Source organism: Marinifilum sp. (assembly GCF_965230805.1).
In the GTDB taxonomy this organism is placed as follows: Bacteria; Bacteroidota; Bacteroidia; order Bacteroidales; family Marinifilaceae; genus Marinifilum.
Genome location: NZ_OZ246019.1, coordinates 3,787,440 through 3,804,410 on the forward strand (window position 1 = coordinate 3,787,440; position 16,971 = coordinate 3,804,410).

At 38.1% G+C, this 16,971-nt stretch carries 10 protein-coding genes; all 10 read left to right on the plus strand.

Annotated elements, in window-relative coordinates; genetic code table 11:
* The first annotated feature begins 121 nt into the window (after positions 1 to 121).
* The 10 genes from tdh (at position 122) to ACO05S_RS14950 (ending at position 16,856) form a co-directional block, all read left to right on the plus strand.
* Positions 122 to 1,144 carry an L-threonine 3-dehydrogenase gene (gene tdh, locus ACO05S_RS14905; protein ID WP_421918803.1) on the plus strand — a complete coding sequence of 341 codons (1,023 nt, stop codon included), beginning with the start codon at positions 122 to 124 and terminating at the stop codon, positions 1,142 to 1,144.
* A 412-nt stretch (positions 1,145 to 1,556) separates the two neighbouring features.
* On the plus strand, positions 1,557 to 2,246 hold the full coding sequence (locus ACO05S_RS14910; RefSeq protein ID WP_421918804.1) for a DUF4369 domain-containing protein: 690 nt from the start codon (positions 1,557 to 1,559) through the stop codon (positions 2,244 to 2,246).
* A 378-nt stretch (positions 2,247 to 2,624) separates the two neighbouring features.
* On the plus strand, positions 2,625 to 3,191 hold the full coding sequence (locus tag ACO05S_RS14915; RefSeq protein WP_421918805.1) for a sigma-70 family RNA polymerase sigma factor: 567 nt from the start codon (positions 2,625 to 2,627) through the stop codon (positions 3,189 to 3,191).
* A gap of 72 nt (positions 3,192 to 3,263) precedes the next feature.
* The gene (locus ACO05S_RS14920; protein WP_421918806.1) at positions 3,264 to 4,421 is read left to right on the plus strand and encodes a FecR family protein; all 1,158 of its coding nucleotides are present in this window, start codon (positions 3,264 to 3,266) and stop codon (positions 4,419 to 4,421) included.
* A 178-nt stretch (positions 4,422 to 4,599) separates the two neighbouring features.
* Positions 4,600 to 8,190 (plus strand): SusC/RagA family TonB-linked outer membrane protein, encoded by a 3,591-nt coding sequence (locus ACO05S_RS14925; RefSeq protein ID WP_421918807.1) that lies wholly within the window; start codon positions 4,600 to 4,602, stop codon positions 8,188 to 8,190.
* A gap of 18 nt (positions 8,191 to 8,208) precedes the next feature.
* Entirely contained in the window at positions 8,209 to 9,612 is a 1,404-nt protein-coding gene (locus ACO05S_RS14930) for a RagB/SusD family nutrient uptake outer membrane protein (RefSeq protein ID WP_421918808.1), read from the plus strand.
* A 100-nt stretch (positions 9,613 to 9,712) separates the two neighbouring features.
* A complete protein-coding gene (locus ACO05S_RS14935) occupies positions 9,713 to 10,792 on the plus strand; it encodes a choice-of-anchor J domain-containing protein (RefSeq protein ID WP_421918809.1) in 1,080 nt (359 codons plus the stop codon).
* 314 nt (positions 10,793 to 11,106) lie between these two features.
* Positions 11,107 to 13,365 carry a Gldg family protein gene (locus ACO05S_RS14940; RefSeq protein WP_421918810.1) on the plus strand — a complete coding sequence of 753 codons (2,259 nt, stop codon included), beginning with the start codon at positions 11,107 to 11,109 and terminating at the stop codon, positions 13,363 to 13,365.
* Between the two features lie 120 nt (positions 13,366 to 13,485).
* Positions 13,486 to 14,415: an ABC transporter ATP-binding protein gene (locus ACO05S_RS14945; protein ID WP_421918811.1), complete on the plus strand. Its 930-nt coding sequence runs from the start codon at positions 13,486 to 13,488 to the stop codon at positions 14,413 to 14,415.
* 98 nt (positions 14,416 to 14,513) lie between these two features.
* Positions 14,514 to 16,856 (plus strand): Gldg family protein, encoded by a 2,343-nt coding sequence (locus ACO05S_RS14950; protein ID WP_421918812.1) that lies wholly within the window; start codon positions 14,514 to 14,516, stop codon positions 16,854 to 16,856.
* Positions 16,857 to 16,971 lie beyond the last annotated feature (115 nt).

Below are 16,971 nucleotides of genomic sequence, written 5' to 3' on the forward strand. Positions count from 1 at the left end.
TTTAAGGACAAGTTTTTTTACTTTGTGTGAGGTTTTTATGGTGATATACAGGATGAATCATTAAATAACCAGAGTAGATATTCAACTAAAACTAACAAACACATACAAAATTATGGTAAAAATGAAAGCACTTGTTAAATCCAAGCCTGAAAAAGGAATCTGGATGGAAGAAGTAGATATTCCTGAATTAGGAGTAAACGACGTTCTTGTAAAGATCAAAAAAACGGCAATTTGTGGTACCGACTTGCATATCTATAAATGGGATGAGTGGTCGCAGAATACTATTAAACCAGGAATGATTATCGGACATGAATATGTTGGAGAAGTTGCAAAAGTAGGTGCTGGAGTTACCGGTTTCGAAATTGGAGATCGTGTAACTGGCGAAGGACACATTGCTTGTGGACATTGTCGTAACTGTCGTCGTGGGCGTAAGCATGTTTGTGAGAATACGGTAGGTATTGGAGTAAATATTGATGGAATATTTGCTGAATATGCTGCAATTCCAGCATCGAATCTAATGAAAATGAGTGATAAAATTTCAGATGAGATGTTGGCAATTATGGATCCTTTCGGGAATGCAACGCACACTGCTCTTTCTTTCCCTTTAATTGGCGAAGATGTGTTGGTAACAGGTGCAGGTCTAATTGGTAGCATGTGTGTAGCCGTTGCCAAATTTGCAGGCGCTCGATATGTTGTTGCAACAGAAACCAATCCTTTCAGAATCGAGTTAGCTAAAAAAATGGGAGCTGATCGCGTAATCAATCCTATGGAAGAAAAGCTTGATGATGTAATTAAAGACTTGGGAATGATAGGTTTTGATATTGGGTTGGAATGTTCGGGAGCTCCGGCAGCTTTTAATGATATGGTTGGACACATGTACAATTCGGGTAAAATCTCATTACTTGGTATCTTACCGTCTCAAACTACTGTAAACTGGAACGATATTATTTTTAAAAGTCTTCAGCTAAAAGGGATATACGGTCGCGAAATGTATGAAACATGGTATCAAATGGAACAGATGCTAATGAGTGGCTTGGATCTTGCACCAATGATTACTCACCGCTTTAAAGCTGATGAATTCCAGAAAGCTTTCGAAATCATGGAAAAAGGAGATTGTGGAAAAATAATTCTGGATTGGGAATAATATCAGTATTACCATGAAATAAGTCTTAAAACAATTCAATTCTTATTTTGATCTGTTTACAATTAGATTGCATTTGTCAGATGGAAGCCACAAGATCAAAGCCTATCATTACCATGCGTCTCTTATAATTATTTTAATCATGCTCGTTTCATAAGTGAATCCCGATATGATTTCAGATTGATTGTTAACCACTCATTTTGATTTGTATTCAAGCTAAAAGCATACAATTGATTGCTGTTCATATAAAACAGGATAACCTTTGATATCATGAATTTCATACTTCAATAAAAAATTAATCAAAAACAATTCACCCTATTTTAAAATAGAACGTCCTTATTGTGGTAGGTGCTTAAAAAGCACACAAAACCAATTAATTTTTTATAAACACCTAAATTGCTTAAATAAAGTTAGAATGAAAAAAATAATGTATTTATTGATCGCAAGTTTGTTTTTATTTGCCTGTAATCAAGAGTCAATAAAGCTAAAGGGAGAATTAGAAGGTTTAGAGGATGGTACGTTATTGGTAAAAATGAAAACCAATAAAAAAATTAGAGAAAAATGCATTGATACCATTCAGGTAGTAGATGGGGAATTTGAGTTTCGCTCGAATGATATTAAACCACCTGTTAGATTAACCATGTTTGTTAGCGAAGATTGCGAATTTGATGTATGGATAGGAAAGTATGGAAGCTATTCGGTAACTGGTAATTTGAATGAGATAAAAGAACCGCTTGTGTATAAAGATGATTTGGCTAAGGAGTATCAAGCTTATTATCACCGATTAGATTCGGCATACATCATCCCTGTAAGAGAAAAAATGCAATGGGTAAAGCAAAAAAATGAGCAGATTAAAAATGGAGAAAAATTATCGCAAGATGATGAATTTACCATGTTTGATTACAGGAAAGACATAAAAAAAGCTTTCTCACGCCGCCGCATGTCTATTGTAAAGACTGTACGAGCAAATCCAAATTCGCCGATTGTAATGGCAATAGTTCAAAAAGAATATAAATCATTTAATAATCGACATAAAGAGGAGATGAAAAAAATCTTTAGGAGAAGATTTAGTGATACAGCTTTGTATTGGCAGTTATGCCCATAGAAGATTTGTAATTATAGTTGGTTTACGATCTCATGTAAGTTGAGGGTTCAATAATTGTAAATTGATTAGTTAGTTGGCGCAATAAGAGCAGTCGTATTTAGTTCGACTGCTCTTTTTTTTAGTCTGAAAAATCTTGGGTAGAAGCAAAAGTTAGCGCTTACTTCAAGGTTCTTATAATTTTTTCCTTTGTAAGAAAGAAGTCGAAAGATCAAGAAAATCATTAGCGCAAAGGCTTAATAATAATTTTAATCATACTTGTTTCATAATAAACTTGTATAACTGGATTTATGCCTTGGGATCTTTCTTTATGTTCTTTGTGGTTAATGTAGTGTTTGCAGAAAACAAAAATAATTACAAGCTTTGGGGCTCTAACTTGTTATGAGAATCACCGATCAGTATATATGCTATCTGTTATCGAAGGATAACAAACAAGGAATGAATCTATTGTTTAAGAAATATTTTGAGTCATTAGTGGTTTGGGCTGATACTTTTTTAAATGATATGGATCAGTCCAAAGACTTGGTGCAGGAACTTTTTGTGAATATATGGCGAAAAAAATCTTACCACAATTGGATGCCCGATAAATTATCTTCCTATTTACATGTATCCGTAAAGAATGCTTGTTTTAACAAACTTAAAAAAGTTGATGTATTAAAGCATGCCGATGAAATTGAAAGTTTCGATAAGATCTACGATGAGTTCGAATCCAATAAGGAAGAAATTGTAGCCCAGATTCTGGAAGAAGTCGAAAAACTACCGCAAAAAGGCAAAGAGGTTGTAAAATGTGTTTACCTAAAAGGAATGAAGTATCAAGAAGCTGCCGATGAGCTGAATGTATCTCTCCAAACAGTAAAAACACATTTAGTACGTTCCCTTAAAACACTTAGAGCTAATTCTGAAAAGCTTGGAGACTTCTTTCTTTTGTACTTTTTTTCAAAAAAATAGAAATTCTTGTCAACCATTTTAGTTCTTTTCCTGTACTTGTACTGAAAGTGCACTTATTTTACAGGAAAGCAGATGAATATTACCGATCAAAAATATCAGGAAATTGTAGATTACATCTCGGGTGAACTCAGTAATGTTGATAGAAAATCCATGCAAGCATGGATCAATACCTCTGATATGAACAGGAAAACCTATGAGAAGATTCTTAAAGATTCTCTTTTCCTTCGCTGGAGTTTAAAATCCAAGCAAATTGATACAAAATATGAACTGAAGAAATTTGAGAATAGGATTAATTCTCGTGTGCGTTTCATTTCTTGGGTTGCTATAGCGGCTGGTGTTATTCTGGTTTTAAGCTTGTCTGTTCCATACCTTTGGAACCAATACCAATCCAATAAAGAATTGGTAGCTTCTACTGCACCAATTCAACCAGGTAAAAAAGGAGCGCAGTTGATCTTATCAAATGGGAACAGTTTTGATATAGAAGATCAAGACCAAGAGATCAAAGAAAAGGATGGTTCGGTGATTCAGTTAGATTCTAAAACGGGTTTAGAATATTCTAAAAGTAACACAAAAAGCACTAAACTAATCTACAATACGCTGAAAACTGCTCGTGGTAACGAGATGAATGTGAAATTGGCTGATGGAACTTTTGTTTGGCTAAATGCAGATTCGGAGTTGAGATTTCCTATCAATTTCACTGGAAAAAAAAGACAGGTTTATTTGAAAGGGGAAGCCTATTTTGATGTAGCTCCAGATAAAGAAAAAGCCTTTATTGTGACCTCCTACAATCAGCAGGTGAAAGTGTACGGGACTGAATTTTGTGTGAGTGCTTATAATCAGGATGAGATAAAGACAATTTTGGTAGAAGGATCGGTTGGGCTAAAAGCTGGGAATAATGATGTGGAAACCAAATTAAATCCCGGAGAGTTAGGTTTGGCCAATTCGAAAACCGGTAAAGTTGAGGTAAAGCAAGTAAATGTTCGCCCATATATTGCATGGAAAGATGGTGACTTCGTGTTCGAAAATCAAAGTTTGGAGGAAATCATGTATCGTTTGGAAAGGTGGTATAATGTAAAAATATTCTATATGAATGAGGAGTGTAAGGATTACCGCTTTTCTGGTGATATCGAAAGATATACCGATGTTAGAAGACTGTTGTATCTAATTCAGGAAACATCAAATGCGAAATTTGAAATTAATAATAATACCATTGTGGTAATGACTAAATGATACCTAAATGTAAATAAAAACGGAAGGTTTTGCAGAACCTCCCGTTTCGAATTAAGTAATCGAATAGATACTTGGCGGTCTCTATTCAAATTTTAACTCATTTCAATACTAAATTATGAAAAAAAACCATTTGTTGGTACATTTCCCTAAAAGGAAATGGCTAAAAATCCTATTGGAAATGAAACTAGTACTCTTTCTTACACTGGCACTTTCGATAAGTGCATCAGCAGGAGTTTACTCGCAAAACCAGAAAGTAAGTTTCGCATTTAAAGATGCTACTATTCTAGAAGTGCTCAATGAAATTAAATCTCAAACAGGATTGAGTTTTATCTACAACGAAGATAAAATTCAAGAACTAGATCATGTAAATGTAGATGCTTTTGATAAAACAGTTGAAGAGGTGTTGTATGAGATTTTAGATAATAGCAATCTAGAATCTCGCTTCGACGAGAATGTGATCATGCTTGTGGAAAAGAGTCCGGATCTTATTATCGAGATGGAACAACAAGAAATTAAAACCATCAAAGGTAAAGTAACTGATGCTAATGGACGTCCTCTGCCAGGTGTATCTATAGTAATTAAAGGATCGACTATTGGCGTGGCTACTGATATTGACGGGAATTACTCTTTAGAATTCGAAAATGACAATGTTGTTTTGGTATATTCATTTGTGGGTATGTTGCCACAAGAAATTAAATATACAGGACAAGTTATGCAGAATGTAAGCCTATTGGCTGATACCGAAACTATGGACGAAGTAGTAGTTACCGGTTACCAAGCTATTTCTGCAGAACGTGCTACGGGTTCTTTCCAGAATGTAAAAGTAGAAAAGGTTTTGGAGCAAAGAACCACAACCAATGTGGTGAATGTGCTGGAAGGTGAGGTAAATGGATTATTATTTGATCAAACTGCCGATGGAAGCACTCCAACAATTAGCTTAAGGGGTATAAGTTCCTTTGATGTAGGTAATAATGCTAATATGCCATTATTGGTAATCGATGGTTTTCCTGTTAACAATGGTGTGTCTTCTGTTGAAACTTCAGTTAATGAAGATGATATTTATAATATTATGGCAAACATGAACCCGAATGATATCGAAAGTATTTCGGTACTAAAGGACGCAGCAGCGGCTTCTATATGGGGAGCACAGGCAGCCAACGGGGTAATTGTTATCACTACCAAAAAAGGAAAAAAATCAGACAAGCCAAACTTTAATTTTAGTTCCGCTTTCTCAATCCGAGAAAAGCCAAATTATTCGGATGCCTATATGGCTACAGGTTCAGATATGCTTGAATTGGATAAATGGGCATTGGATAATGGTTTACTTAACCCAGCTAGTCGCACCGACGATACCGGAAGAGATTTATACTCTAAGGGCAAAGACCTTTATTATAACTATGCCAATGGGTTAATTACTGAGGGCGTTTTTAACAGTTTAGAAACAGGCCTTAAGCAAAATGATTTTGTTAAAGAATATAGTGATCTTTTCCTAAGAAACTACACACAGCAGCAATATACATTTTCGGTGAGCCAGGGAAGCGATAAGTTTCAATATTATGCCTCGCTTAATTATACCGATGAGAAAAGCTTTAATAAAGGAGCTGGCAGCCAAAGTTACCAGACTTTAGTGAATCTTTCGGCCGAAATTATTAAAGGGGTAAAATTGAGTACAAAAATTAACTATTCTGTAAGAGATATAGAAAATAATGCTGCGGCACCTCTTGCAAATTTTACTCCTTATGAACGTATTCTGGACAACAATGGAGATTATGTTGATATGTACTCTGGTGGCCCAAGAGCTTCTGTGAGGGAAGAAGTACTTGCCATGATGGGAGATGTTCCTTACGACTGGGAGTATAATATTAAACGTGATTTTGATAATAGCGATAATTCATCTCAGGTAAGAAACAGTGATATTCAGGTAAAATTAGATGTTGATATTCTTAAAGGTCTTAAAGCTGAATTGAGCTACAACCACCGACACGGGATGAGGGAGATATCTAATTACCGAAACGAAGAAATGTATGCAAACAGAGATCGTTATTTCCAAAACGCCAAGTTTGACAATGCAGAAAATTTTACGGGGAAGACCGTATATCCTGCAGGAGGCACTTTAGATGGTTCTTATCATTCTACCACCTCATCAGATTACAGGGGATTACTAAACTATTCAGGTTATTTGGATAATGGAAAAGAACATTTTGTAACGGCCATTGCAGGTATCGACTATAAAGAAGACAAAATGAACCATAGAACCCTGGAAACGCTTTGGGGCTACGATCCTTATTCACTTAGTAGTACACCGCTTGACAGGTATCAGGATCAATATTACAATTGGTTCAATTCCTCTAGAACTTTAAGTGGAGGAACGGGAATGGCTAGTACTGATAAAGATAAAAATCGCTATTTGTCTAATTATTTTAATCTTGGGTATACTTTTAAAGGTCGTTACAACCTTACCGGTAGCTGGCGCTTGGATGATTCCAACCTGTTCGGCTCCTCTTCTCAATACCGCAATGTACCTTTGTGGTCAACAGGAGTAAAGTGGCGCATGGCCGAAGAAAGTTTTATAAACCTACCTTTTTTGAATCGTTTGGATGTGAGGGTGAGTTATGGTACCGGCGGACGTATAGATAGAGGCTCTTCTCCGTTCCTTACTTTTTATAAGCAAACTTCGCCGGATGTTTATACAAATTTAACGTATTCTCGGACCAAGGACAGAAGAAATCCCGAACTACGCTGGGAAACTACATCCACTGTAAATGCAGGTTTTGATTTTGCTATGCTTAATAACCGTTTGTCAGGTTCGTTTGAATACTATAGCAAATATACCAAAGATGTAATGGGGCGTAATCAAATTAACCATACGTTTGGAGCCGAAAGTATGCTCATGAACTATGGTGAAATTTCCAATAAAGGTTTTGATATTAGCTTAAATTATAAGGCTATACAAGGCAAAGATTTAAGCTGGAACATTGGGTTTTTAATGAATCATAATGTGAATAAGGTGGAGGAATTTAGTGGTTATGAGATACTATCAGATTATTTATCTGCTAGTAATTATTCTATCGTTGAAGGATATGCTATAGACGAGCTTTATACCTATCGTTGGGCCGGTTTATCACCCGTAGATGGTTCTCCACAAATTTATGTGTTGGATCGTAACCCGGATGATGCCGATGTAGACGAAGATGATCAGTACGATATAGTTGGAGTGAATGATGATGTTGAAATAACGAAAGACGACTTAAAGTATATGGGGCATACAACGCCCAAATTCTTTGGTAGCTTAAGTAATTCAGCAAGCTATAAAGGCTTTACGCTGGATGTGCTGCTGACCTATAAATTCGGATATAAGTTTCGCGCAAGTAGTATTAGACCAGATGAAGAGTTTGCTAATTTAACTAGTCTACCTCGTCATGAAGACATAGCGAAAAGATGGAGAAAACCGGGGGATGAGCAATTCACTAACGTTCCTGCCTTAACAACAGGATATAATTTAAAAGTGAGTAATTTTTATTCGCTTTCAGATGTATTGTATGACGATGCCTCTCATATCCGAATTCAATCCATTGGTTTATCGTACCAATTAGATAAAAAAATATTGAACAACACCTTTATCAAAGGGGTAACAGTAGGAGCCAATGCACGAAACTTAGGTTTATTATGGAAAGCCACCGATAAGGATATCGATCCTGAGATAAATAATTTCCAAGGAACCTACAGAAACAGAGCTACTTATTCGTTTAATTTAAAGCTTAACTTTTAAGATTTAAAACATAAGAAAATGAAAAATATAAAAATATTATACCTATTTGTATTAATAGGCTTGCTGGCCTCTTGCGACAGAGATGAGCTGCTGAATATTAAACCCTATAATAAGGTTCTTCCGGAAACAGTAGAAGATTACCGCTCTTGGATGAACTCTCGTGTTGGTAGAACTTTCATGTATGAAATTGACCGATATATGACTGACGACATAACAGTGCCGGACGGAACTTACAATAGTTTTGTAGATTGGTCACAAAGAACAAGGTATCAGGATGCCCTTACCTGGAAAAAAATCTTTGGTGACATAGAGCAAACTGATGAGGAGTGGTTGACATTATATGAACATGTATTTGAATCGCTCATGGTAGAAGAAAATATGCTGGAAAAAGGTGTATCTGGATCGGAGCAAGAGGCTCAAAAGATAATTGCAGAGCTAAAGGTACATAGGGCTGCGGCTTACTTTGCATTGGTGAATTTGTATTCGGTACAATATAATCCGGCTACTGCCGACAGCGATTTAGGAGTACCCATACATGCAAACGCCCAATCCATAGAGGTGGCAACCCCAAGGGCATCGGTACAGGAGGTTTACAACGAGATTATTCGAAACCTAACGGAAGCCATAGAATTGAATGCCTTGGAAGAATCGGTACCGACAATTAACTTTCAGGCTTCAAAAGTAGGTGCGTATGCTGTGTTGGCTAGGGTTTATCTGCAAATGATGAAGTACGAAGAAGCACGTGATGCGGCTCAAAAAGCACTTGATATATACTCAAATCTGGCCGATTGGAACGAATGGCTTGCTACTGCATATCCAAAAAATACAGACAATCCTGAAGTGATTTTATTAAAAAATTTCATTCTCGATCGGAAACCGTTAGTAGCATATATCTCAGCTGAAGTTTTAAATTTGTTCGACAGCGATGATTTAAGACCTGAGTTAAGATTCATGGAGGGTGACAAAGGAAAGTATATATATGAACATGATTACTATAATGCTAGACAATATATTGGTCCATCTGTTCCCGAAATGTATCTAATCCGTGCAGAATGCAATGCAAGAATTAATAACGGAGCGGAATTTCAAAAAGCAATTGATGATTTAAACACGCTAAGAGTAAATCGTTATGCAACGGGTACCTATGTTGACTTAACAACTACAGAATTACCCAATGCTACTGCTACTCTGGCTTTTGTTAAAGAGGAAAGAAGAAGGGAGTTATTTGACAGGGGAACGCGCTTATTCGATCTTAAACGATATAATCTTGATGACGACGCTAACATTAGCATTGTTAGGAATATCGATGGGCAGATAACTGTACTTCCTCCAAATAGTCCTAATTGGACCGTTCCAATTGGTGAGATAGTAATATCTCTGGCTCCTGAAATCAAACAAATTGAAAGAGAAGATTTAAACTAAATTAAAACACATGAAACGAGCCATGAGAATAAGTTCTCAAACAGGAGAATGTTCAAATTTGGCGAGTTCCATGTGGCAATAAAAAGCAAAATTTAGACACATGAAAAAAATAATATATAAGCTAAATACAGGATTAGTTGCTTTGCTACTAACCGTATTAATTACATCTTGTAACGATGTGGAGTATAGAGGTATTGTACCTGATGCACCGGTAGCAGGCTTTGCTATTCCTGATTCATCAGACACCGGATTAAATGGAAATGTTTTTACCGTCAATACTTCGGTAAAGGGCGTTGATTATTTTTGGTATATCAATGGTGAATTGGTGTCAGAAGAAATTGAACCTGTATTATCATTTACTAATGCAGGTACCAATACTTTAAGAATGGTGGCACAAAATGGCTTACCGGGTAATTTCTTAACCAGCGAATTTGAGCAAACTGTTGAGGTTACCACCAGTGCCTTTGCTTATTTTACAATGCCCGCAGTTGTTAAAAAAGGAGAGGAGATTCCTTTTGTCAATAAGTCGGCCAGAGCAACGAAGTATCTTTGGGATTTTGGGGATGGTAATACCAGTGAGGAAGAAACCCCTGCTTTTGCTTATGCGGCAGCAGGTGAATATACCATCACTTTAACGGCCGAAAACGAAGATGGCAAAAAAAGCACCTGGACGTATGATGTGACTGTAATTGCTCCTTTGTTTGAAGAATTATTTAATGAGGATGTAAACCTTCCGGAAGGTTGGTCAGTCATTGATGGCGGAACCGCTGGTAATACGTGGAATGGGCTCGGATGGGGAGGCTATGAGGATCATGTATCTATTAGCCTCTATTACTATTATAATACCGACGGTGTGGATGATTGGTTGGTGACACCAAAAATAACTTATGATGGTGAAGCTGTTCTAACCTTTGATATTAAGCAGGACATTTTTGCTGGTTTTGATGATTTCGCAGCTGTACCGGTTAGTGTGAAGCTTTCAAAAACAAATGCAGAATCAGGAGAGGATTTTACAATTGAAGTAGGCGTTATCAATTTAAAAGATGCTGAGGGTCTGCAGTGGGTGCCTCAGACTTTTGAACTAAGTAATTACCTATCAGAAGGCGAAGAATTTTACATCGGGTTCCATGTGAATACATCAGGAGCCGCAACCTACCTTGATAATGTAGTGGTAATATAATAAAATCATTAATTATAACTCAAGAGGAGCACCTACAAGTGTTCCTCTTGTTGTAAGATAGTATTTCGTATTAACCTTAATTAACCTAAAAAGGGAACGGGGAGTAGGGAGCAAGGTGCAAGGAATAAAGAATTTACAACTTTCAATTGCCAACAGCTAAAAACCAACACCTAAAAGCAAAAAAAGAAAATAATATCTAAGGCAAATAGAACAATTAAAAAGTTAGTTATAGCTTTTAGAGCCAATAGCAAATAGCCAACAACTAACAGCTATTAGCCAACAGCCAATAACTAACAGCTAACAGCTAGATTAACATGAAAATTACATTAAAAATTGCAAAACTGCAGCTGCTCAACCTGATGTATTCGCCCATATCCTGGGTCGTGCTGATGGTTTTTGCGCTCTACTCCGGTATTAGTTTTACCGATGGACTGGAGTCCTTACACCGAACGTTCAAACAGGTACCCGACCTGATGAGCCTTAACACGAATCGCTTGTTTACTCAGGATCGCTGGGGCTACTTCTTTAAAATGAAGGAGCTTATGTTCCTGTTTGTACCCATTTTAACCATGGGCTTTATCAGTAACGAGATGAACAGCGGAACCATTAAGCTCTTGTATTCATCGCCTTTAAAAATCAGGAATATTGTTGTGGGTAAATACCTGGCCATGTTAATATTCAGCTTGTTTATTGTATTGGTTATGGCAATAGCCATTTTTGGCGCAGGCTTGTTTATTCCTGATATGGATACGGGGGTGACCATAGCCGGTTTAATCGGTTTCTTTTTACTCATTGCTACCTACTCGGCCATCGGTTTGTTTATGTCTTCTCTATCGCGTTATCAGATCATTTCAGGTATTGCAACCATCGCCTTTTTATTTGTGCTCGATTTTCTTGGAGGCCTGGCACAAGACGTACCCGTATTAAGAGACATATTGTATTGGTTATCCATTTCAAACCATAGCACACCAGCACTACAGGGCTATTTGGTGAGTACCAATATCTTTTATTTTATCATTGTATCGGTTTTATTCCTGGCCTTTACAGTGAATAAATTGCATGCCGACCGCCAAAATAAAAAAGGAAAACAAAAAATCCGCTTGCAATCGGCAGCCTACCTGTGTATTGCCATTGTTTGCATTGGCATAGCTGCCATTCCTAAGTTAAAGCTGTACGGCGATATGACCGAAACAAAATTACATACAGCCCACCCGGGTACACAGGAAATATTGGCACAGCTAAAGGAAGACCAGCTAAAGGTCAAGTTTTTTGCACACATTAATAACCATGATGTCCGACCTCAAAGACGCAAAGGGTATGAAAGACGATATTATGGCAGCTACACCCGCTTTTTGCGCGATACCAAATTCGAATACCAAATTTTTTATTCTCCGGTAAGAAGTGATATGTTCCAAGGGGAGTTTAAGAATTACAGCCCCCGTAAAAAAGCTGAACTGATTGCCTATTACAAAGGCCTTGATATGAACGAAATTAAAGACATTAAAGAGCTGGATGCAGAGGATCAGGAAGTTTTGGGTAGGTATGATATGACTTATAGCGATCTGCATAATTTTGTTTACAAAGACCAACAGGCCTTTTTTATGCGAGGTCGCGATGATCGTGCGTTAAATGCAACTGAGATTGAATGGGCCACTGCTTTTAAAACGCTTGTGCATGCACCTTACCAGGTGGGCTTTATTACAGGCCACAAAGAAAGAAGCATCGAGCGTGCCTGGGAGCAGGACTGGAACCGTATGGCAAAGGTATCGAAACACCGTTCGGCGCTGGTAAATAATGGTTTTATTCTGAATAGCCGGGATATTACAAAAGGAGATATTAAGGAGGATACGGATATTCTTATGATTTTGGATCCTATGCAGGCTTATAGCGAGGAACAACTTTCGAAAATTAAATCCTACATCGATAAGGGAGGGAATCTTGTTATTGCGGCTGAAGGCAAAAACAGTGCTTTCATCAATCCTGTTTTAAGCTTGATTAATGTGGAAGTTCAGAATGCTTCCATTGTAAGCGACCATACGGGGCGTGTGAGTGAGTTAAGTTTGGGAACAGTCAATAAAAATGCCCCAGGCCTGCTTACCGATTACGGCATGGATGATATAGAATTGCCGGGAGCCTCTCCGCTTACTTATGAAGAAAAGGATGGTTTTAAGGTAACTCCATTGCTTACAACTAACAAGCAATATACCAGTCTGGCCGATCAAGATAAAAAGGAAAGCTTTACCGTGGCCTTGGCATTGGAACGTGCTCAAAATGGCAAGCAACAAAAAATTATTGTAGTAGGAGATGCTGATTTTGCCGCCGATAAAGTGATCCTAAAAAATATGGATACCAGAGATCCTTTTACAGCAAACACACTTTTCTATAAAAACATTTTCCGATGGTTCACTGCCGGTGAATATCCATTGTTGTTCGAAACCATTAAAGGAAGCGACAATACGATAATCATGAGCAATGCCAAAGAGAAGGTTTATAAGATCTTTTACATCTGGGTTTTCCCATTCGCCTTATTATTTATTGGCGGATTTATTTTCTGGAGAAGAAGAAGGATGTGATGCAGTTGTTAATGTGTAGGAGTGAAACGAACTACGCATTTACAAATGCACATCCCGATGACTATCGGGATAGCTTTCAAATCAACAAATAAACAGTTAAACAAATCAACTATTAAAGTCATGTCAAACAAAATATTAGAAATCAAAAACCTGTCGCACCGCTATACTAAAAACTGGGCTATCCGCGACATCAATATAGAAATGCACTCCAACGAAATCCTTGGATTATTAGGATCCAACGGAGCCGGTAAATCAACTACCATGAATATTCTTTGTGGTGTTTTGAACCAAAGCGAGGGAGAGGTATTTATTAATGGGATCGACCTGCGTAAAAACCCGGAAGAAGCCAAAAAGAACATTGGCTTTTTACCACAAAAACCACCGGTGTATCCCGATTTAGCCGTAGAAGAATACTTAAAGCATACGGCACACCTACGTTTTGTGCCGGAGAAAGAAATTCCGGCAGCCTTGGAAGCAGCCATGGAAAAATGTGGTTTGCTGCACATGCGCAAAAGACTAATTCGTAACCTATCGGGAGGTTACCAGCAGCGTGTAGGTATTGCACAGGCCATTATCCACAAACCAAAGCTGGTTATTTTCGATGAGCCAACTGTTGGTCTGGATCCAAACAATATTGCTGAGATCCGTGAGTTGATTCGTGAAATCGCACAGGATCGTGCCGTTATTCTTTGTACCCACATTCTGCCTGAGGTACAGATGATTTGTAAAACGGTTAAAATGATTGAACAAGGTAAGTTGGTATTCTCTGATAGTATTGATGCCTTTAATGATTATGTAGAGCCGGATACGCTGTTTGTAGAAATGGGCAACCCACCATCCATCGATGCTTTAAAAGCCATTGATGGCGTATTAGAGGTTGAGCCTAAAAACGGAAACCAGTTCCGTGTGAAGTTCGATTTCCACAAAAATGTATCGGAAGAAATCATTAGCCAGAGTGTGAAAAACGATTGGAAACTTAAAGAAGTAGCCATCGAAAAGCAATCGCTTGATTTAATTTTTGCACACTTATCGGGGAAGGTAAAGAAGTAATAATTGCTACAAGTTACAAGCCACAAGCCGCAAGCCAGAAATACATCTGCTTGCACAAAGCTTGGAGCTTGGAGCTTGAAGCTTGAAGCTTTAAAAAAATGAAAACAACAATAAGAATAGCAAAACTCGAATTGAACAACTTGTTCTATTCGCCATTGGCATGGTTGGTGCTGGTGGGCTTTAGTATTTTTACAGCCTACGAAATTATTCCTACTCTTAAGTTCATTGCTGAAAGGATAGGCATGTATAATTCGGAAGCAGGCAGGTCAATAACTGAATCAATATTTACCGGAGAACACCGTACTTATTTTGCATACATGCGTGATTTGTTAATGGTCTTAATTCCCTTAATCAGCATGGGGGTTATCAGTCGCGAGGCCAGCAGTGGTTCCATTAAACTACTGTATTCTTCACCCATTAAGCTGGGTTCCATTGTAGTGGGAAAATACATTGGTGTAATGGTGTTTGTAAGCATGCTGATGTCCATATCCTTGCTGGCTATCTTTATCGGTAACTTTACGGTTGAGCACCTGGATTTTGGACGGCTAATGAGTGTCTTTATCCATTTATATCTGTTTGCAGCTTTAATTGCTGCCATTGGGGTATTTATTTCCACCTTTTCAGCTTACCCCATTGTGGATGCGGTAGCCACCATTGCCCTGGTATATGGATTGGATTTACTGTATGGCCTGGTGGACGAAGTACCCGTTGTCAATGTTATTATGTACTGGATAGCACCCTCGCAACAAATGGAATATGCCTATAGAGGTTTGGTCACTTCACAGTCCCTGCTCTATTTTGTGGTATTGATCATCCTGTTTGTATCCTGGGCTTTCCTTAGAATGGTGCTAAAGCGCCAAACAAGTACGGCCAAGTGGATGACCCGTGCAAAAATGACAGCTTTGCTTGTATTTGCCATGGGGGTAATCTATACCACTACCAAGCCTGCATTTCTTTGGTACAAGGATATGAGTGCCACACAAATAAATGTATTAAGTCCGGTAAGTAAAGAGGCTTTGGCAGATTTGAAGGATCAACCCATTAAAATTACTACTTATGTGAATTTGTTTGGGGAAGACACCTATGGTTTAATGCCTAAAGATCATGTTAGCGCCAAGGCATTTTTTCATAAATACTACCTGGAATATCCACAAATTGAAATGGACTATGTGTACTACTACAATCCACCGCAATTGGAGGCTTATCAAGATAATGTCATGTTTGGCAAACGCATTAGTTTGGAAGAGACCATCGATTATATGTCCAAATTAATAAAAATGGATAAGAGTGACATTCACCATATCGATGAGTTGGGATTAAGTGATGATATCCTTAAAAATTATGCCAATTTCCATTTCAGAATATTGGAAAGCAAGGGGAAGAAAAGCTTGTTAAAGTATCAGTTTGATGATATGATTGGCTGGCCTGATCAGGCACAAACAACGGCAGCATTCAAAAGACTGGTTGCTAAGTCCTATAAGATGGCCTTTGTAGAAGGCCACCAGGAAAGAGGAATGGATGTGAATGAAAAAGTAGCGAGAGCCCGAAGAGCTTATTATCAAAAGGTAAACTACCCTGAAAATTACGATTTGGCCATTTCATCAGCCGATGAGCGACATGCCTTAAAAAACAATGGATTTGATGTGGTGAGCTTAAGTCTTACTCAGGAAGTGCCTTCGGATGTGGATGTACTGATGATTGCAGAACCCCAATCAGAATTTTCAGATAAGGAACTAGCCAATCTTAAAAAGTATGCTGATAAAGGAGGGCATCTGATCATTACCTCTGGTCGTGGCAACGAAAAGGTGATGAACCCGATTGTGGCAGAATTTGGCGTAGAATACCTGCCCGGTATGTTGGTAAACGATAATCCAAACTATCCGGCTGATTTTAACCTGGCAGAACCACAAGGTGAATTCAAAGAAAGCCTTTTTTTTAAGCCGGATGTGCAGGTAATTAAAGCCACTGCTTTAAAGCTGGATGAAAACAAGGGCTTTAAATCCTTTGTCCTACTTAGCTCAAAAGGCAAGGAAACCTGGATGGATGCTACTGGACCAAATGAGTACGGAGAAATTACCTACAACGAAGCCGAAGGCGATAAAAAGGCAAGTTTACCAATCGCTGTTCAATTGGAAAGAAAGGTGAACAACAAAAGCCAGAAAGTGCTGATTGCCTCGGATGCAGAATTTCTGAGCAATGCAAGGCGTTATCAGGCTCCGAAAGGAATCCGTGTTGCCAATGCAAGGTTCATGTCTTATCTGTCAAAATGGTTGACCGGTGGCGATTATCCGCTGGATATTCCACGTCCTGAAGACAAAGACCTTCGAACTACTATAGCTTGGGAAAACATTATTTGGCTAAACTTACTGCTATACGGATTAGTACCTGGCCTGTTTGTCTTCTTTGGCGGTAGAATGTTGTTGAAGAGAATGAGGAATTAATTTTAAGAATCAAGACTTAAGTATCAAAGCCTGCTCCGATTTTTCGGAGAAACAAGAAAATCCCTTGATGCTTAAGTTTATATATTTCCCACGCTACCGCGCGAGTCCCCTCGCG